Source organism: Kitasatospora sp. NPDC058190 (genome assembly GCF_042883685.1).
GTDB lineage: Bacteria > Actinomycetota > Actinomycetes > Streptomycetales > Streptomycetaceae > Kitasatospora.
The window spans coordinates 1-4,911 of the sequence record NZ_JBHVVI010000243.1 but is presented as its reverse complement, the minus strand read 5'-3'; the positions used below and the strand labels follow the sequence as shown (position 1 = coordinate 4,911).

Here is a 4,911-nt window from a genome sequence, read left to right as displayed (position 1 = left end):
TCGCCACGGTCGTGGCGACGCGCCCTCGGTTGAGCATCGGTCGGGTCAGTCCTGGAGGGCGACCACGGGGGCGACCATCAGCTGGGTGCGGCGCGGGTTGGCCGTGCTGGCCGGCAGCTCGGTGCCGTAGGTGACGACGTCCTCGGACTTGCGGGCGCCCGGGATCTTGCTGAAGTCCTCGACCGAGGCCAGCGTGGTCCGGCGCGGGTTCGCCGTGGAGCGGCAGGACAGCGTGGACTTGGTGGCCTTCTTCGCCAGGGACATCGAGAGCACCTCGTGGTCGTGGCCGGGCGGATCCGCGCGGGATCGGCACCGGCCTGAGTGGTTCCGATTGATTCGGAGGGGTTCTGGGCAGGCTGATCGGGGCCGCGCCCAGGCGACAGCCAGGTTACGAGATCTCATTCCACAGAGACCGTGACCAAAGCTACACATTAGTCTGTGATTTTGCTCACAAATTGATCAGCAAATCGCAGATATCCGACATATCGCCGCAACGGAATTTCCCGGCAATCCACCCATAACGGGCATTCCAGCAGGTCTGCGACTCTTTTCGATCTACGGCCTGGTTGGCATGTATCCGGCGAGTGTCCGAAAAAGGCGGTATTCCGGTCCGGTTACCGCACAGTCAGTGAAAAGACGCATGCGGTCGGTAGTACCGGGCGCCTGGTTCCGGCGGCCCTTGTTGGGATTCCCCGGCTGTGCTGGAATGCCACGGACCGTGGGTAGGGAGCAGTCCACCCCGGCGACCCGCTCTCCCGGACCGGCCGGGGTGCGGATGGAAACTCGACACCGTCCAGGCCGTGGCGACGCGGCGGGACGCCCGGTCCAGAGGTTGCGACGCCAGTGCAGGGACGTTTCAAAAGGGGTAGCGGCGCCGCGGGGAACCCGGAGTCGCGCGAGCCTGTGGCAGCCCCTCAACAGGCGGCGGCCCCCGGCGGCCCGGCCGACCCGGTGACGCCCGAGTCCCCCGGTCGTCCGGAGGAGGACGGCCAGGACCGCAAGTCCACCAGGGACAAGCTCCGGACCACCCTGACCAGGCGACGCGCCACCGGTCTGAGCCGGCTCGCGATGCGCAACTGGCGCATCCGCACCCGCCTGATCGCTCTGCTCGCGCTCCCCGTCCTGGTCTCGCTGGTCCTCGGTGGCCTGCGCATCCAGACCTCGATGCAGAACTCGCAGCAACTCGCCCAGATGGCCAACCTGTCCGACCTGGCCAAGAAGGCGACCAACCTCGCGGACGCCCTGCAGACCGAGCGCGACCTCAGCGCCGGCTACATCACCAACCGTCCGAACGACCCGCTCGACGACGAGATCGCCACGGCCCGCAAGTCGACCGACGACCTCAGCCGCACCTTCACCACCTCCTCGGACAAGTTCGAGAACCTCGACCTCTCCGGTGGTAAGGCCCTGCTGTTCCAGATCCGCAAGGACCTGAACTCGATCGCGGACGCCCGGAACACGCCGTACCAGAACAACCAGAACATCCAGGCGACGATCACCGCCTACGACGTGATCATCCGCGACCTGCTGTCCATCACCCAGGACATCGCGCTCGCCTCGAACAACAAGGACCTGCTCGTCGCCACCCGCGCCCTGCAGCAGTTCTCGCTGGCCAAGGACGCCACCTCGCAGCAGCGCGCGCTGATCAGCGCCGGTCTCGCCAACCCCAAGGGTCCCGACCTCAGCCCCAGTGACGAGTCCTTCGGCATCCGCCTGCGCACCTCGTACGACAACTCGCTGACGAGTTTCAACAACATCTACACCGCGCACGACCTGGACAACCTGCGCGGACAGCTGAGCTACAACAACGTGGTCGCCGAGGCCGACCGCTACTCGCGCTCGATCCTCCAGCCCAGCGGTATCCACCAGACCGAGCCGGTCTCGTACAAGGACTGGTACGAGAAGGCCAGCGCCAAGATCACCGCCGAGCGCCGGATCGAGTCCAAGCTGATCGAGGACCTCGACGGAAAGGCCCAGGACCTGCAGTCCCAGGCCGACACCGAGGCCCTGATCATCGGTGCCGCCGTCGCCCTGACCCTGCTCGTCGCCCTCGGTGGCGCCGGTCTGATCGCCCGCTCGATGGTGCGCTCGCTGACCCGCCTGCAGGCCGCGGCCGAGGACGTCGCCGAACGCCGTCTGCCCGAGCTGGTCAAGACCCTCTCCGAGAGCGACCCGCACGACGTCGACACCACGGTCGAGCCGGTCGCCGTCGACTCGACCGACGAGATCGGCCACGTGGCGCACGCCTTCGACATGGTGCACAGCGAGGCCGTCCGCCTCGCCGCCGAGCAGGCCCTCCTGCGCGGCAACATCAACGCGATGTTCACCAACCTCTCGCGCCGCAGCCAGGGCCTCATCCAGCGCCAGCTGTCGCTGATCTCCGAGCTGGAGAGCCGCGAGGCCGACCCGGACCAGCTGGCCAACCTGTTCAAGCTGGACCACCTCGCGACCCGCATGCGCCGCAACGGCGAAAACCTCCTCGTCCTCGCCGGTGAGGACCCGGGTCGCCGCTGGACCAGGCCCGTTCCGCTCGTCGACGTGCTCCGCGCCGCCGCCTCCGAGGTGGAGCAGTACGAGCGCATCGAGCTCGCCGCCGTCCCGTCGGCCGAGGTCGCCGGCCGCGTCGTCAACGACCTCGTCCACCTGCTCGCCGAGCTGCTGGAGAACGCCACCTCGTTCTCCAGCCCGCAGACCCGCGTCCGGGTCACCGGCCACGCGCTGCCGGACGGCCGGGTGCTGGTCGAGATCCACGACACCGGCATCGGCCTGAGCCCGGACGACCTCGCCGAGATCAACGAGCGCCTCGCCAACCCGCCGACGGTGGACGTCTCCGTCTCCCGCCGCATGGGCCTCTTCGTGGTCGGCCGCCTGTCCCTGCGACACGGCATCCGGATCCAGCTGCGCCCGAGCGACTCCGGCGGCACCACCGCACTGGTCATGCTCCCGGTGGACGTCACCAACTCCGCCGACCGCCGCGGCCCCGGCCGCCCCGGCCCCGGTCAGGGCAAGCAGCAGCGCGGGGTCGCCCCGACGCCGCGCCAGCAGCGCCAGGTCCAGCCCGGCCGCCAGGGCGGCCCGGCCGCGCTCGGCCAGGGCCCGGCGGGCGGCGCCCCGCAGGGCGGCCGTCCGCAGCTCGGCCAGGGTCCGGCGGCTCCTGCCGCGCCGACCGGCCCGGGTGCGCCCGGTGGCCGCTCCGGCGGGCTTCCGACCCGTCAGGTCGGCCGGTCGCTGCGCGACAACCCGGTCCCCGCCCAGCAGGGCCAGCAGGCCCCCGGTCAGCAGCCCCAGGGCAAGCAGGGTCAGGGCCAGCAGGGTCAGGGCCAGCAGGGTCAGGGCCAGCAGGGTCAGGGCCAGCAGGGTCAGGGCCAGCAGGGTCAGGGCCAGCAGGGTCAGGGCCAGCCGCAGCAGTCGCCGCAGGGCGGTCTGCCGCAGCGGGCCCCGGGCCGCCAGGGCCCGCCGAAGAACGGCCTGAACGGTCTGCCCCGCCGCGGCCAGGGCCGCCCCGGCCAGGAACGTCCGAACGCCGGCGGCGAGTTCGACGGCGCTCCGGCGCCGCGGACCGGCGAGCAGCCGCAGCACGGCCGCCCGGGCGGTGCCGGTGCGCCGCAGCAGGGCGCCCGTCCGGGCAACCGTCCGCAGGACGGCCTGCCGCAGCGGGCCCCGGGCCGCCAGGGCCCCGGTGCCCCCGGTCAGCAGGGCCCCCAGGGCCAGCAGGGTCCGCAGGGTCCGCAGGGTCCGCAGGGTCCGCAGGGCCAGCGTCGTCCGCAGCGCCCCGGCCCGGACGCGCCGCGCCGCGACCGCCAGCCGCAGCTGCCCCCGCAGCAGCCAGCCCAGCCGCTGCCGTCGGCCGAGCCGTCGCCGGTGGAGAGCACCCAGCAGTTCGCCCGGCCGCGCTTCGAGGCCAGCCAGATCGACCCGCGCGACCCGCTGGGCCTCGGCCTGGTGGAGCCGGTGCTGCCGAACGTGCCGAACCCGGCCCAGCCGCAGCCCCAGCCGCGTCCGGAGCAGGCCCCGGCCCCGCAGCAGCAGCGTCAGCGGCAGGAGCCGATGGCCCTGCCGACCGGCCCGTCCGAGGCGACCGGCGAGCAGCCCTGGCACCCGCAGCAGGGCGAGGCCCAGCCGCAGTCCCCGCAGCAGGCCCGGCCGCGCCCGTACCAGCCGCGTCGGCCCGGCACCTCCGCGCCGGACCTCCAGTCGCAGGCACCGCAGCAGACCCGGGCCCCGCAGGCCCAGGCCCCGCAGCAGCAGCAGCCGCCGCAGGCCCAGCCCCAGCAGGCACAAGCCCAGCAGCCGCAGCCCCCGCAGCCGGGCAGCGGTGACGCGCCCTGGCGCCCGTCCGCGAACGACGAGCGCTGGCGCCGGGCCGAGCAGGTCCGCGAGCCCTCGACCAGCGGTGTCACGATGTCCGGCCTCCCGCGCCGGACCCCGCAGGCCAACCTGGTCTCCGGCACCGCCGAGGCCTCGCCGCTGACCGGTCCGCAGGTCTCCCGGGCCCCCGAGGAGGTCCGCGGCCGACTGACCAACCTGCGCCGCGGCATCCAGCAGGGCCGCCGGGCCGGGGCCGAACAGGCCGCCAACCAGACGGGCTTCCAGCATGGTGCCCAGCAGCCCGGATTCGATAGTTTCGGTGGCCGGAGCGACGGCAACGGCGCAGATCACCAGGAGCGTTGAGTTGAACCAGATGAGCCAGGCCGCACAGAACCTGAACTGGCTGATCACCAATTTCGTGGACAACACCCCCGGGGTGTCCCACACCGTGGTGGTCTCCGCCGACGGCCTCCTGCTGTGCATGTCCGAGGGCTTCCCGCGCGACCGCGCCGACCAGCTCGCCGCCGTCGCCTCCGGCCTCACCTCCCTCACCTCCGGCGCCAGCCGGATCTTCGAAGGCGGCGAGGTCAACCAGACCGTCGT

Annotated in this window: 3 protein-coding genes; 2 read left to right on the top strand and 1 reads right to left on the bottom strand. The window is 72.3% G+C overall.

The window, feature by feature from the left end; all coding sequences use genetic code 11:
* Positions 1-45: 45 nt before the first annotated feature.
* On the bottom strand, positions 46-264 hold the full coding sequence (locus ACFVWU_RS44240; protein ID WP_387632240.1) for a hypothetical protein: 219 nt from the start codon (positions 262-264) through the stop codon (positions 46-48).
* Between the two features lie 639 nt (positions 265-903).
* Between ACFVWU_RS44240 and ACFVWU_RS44235 the strand changes: the two genes are divergently transcribed.
* Both ACFVWU_RS44235 and ACFVWU_RS44230 read left to right on the top strand, forming a co-directional pair.
* On the top strand, positions 904-4,671 hold the full coding sequence (locus ACFVWU_RS44235) for a nitrate- and nitrite sensing domain-containing protein (protein WP_387632238.1): 3,768 nt from the start codon (positions 904-906) through the stop codon (positions 4,669-4,671).
* A gap of 10 nt (positions 4,672-4,681) precedes the next feature.
* A partial coding sequence (locus ACFVWU_RS44230) for a roadblock/LC7 domain-containing protein (protein WP_387632242.1) occupies positions 4,682-4,911 on the top strand: 230 nt, incomplete at its 3' end.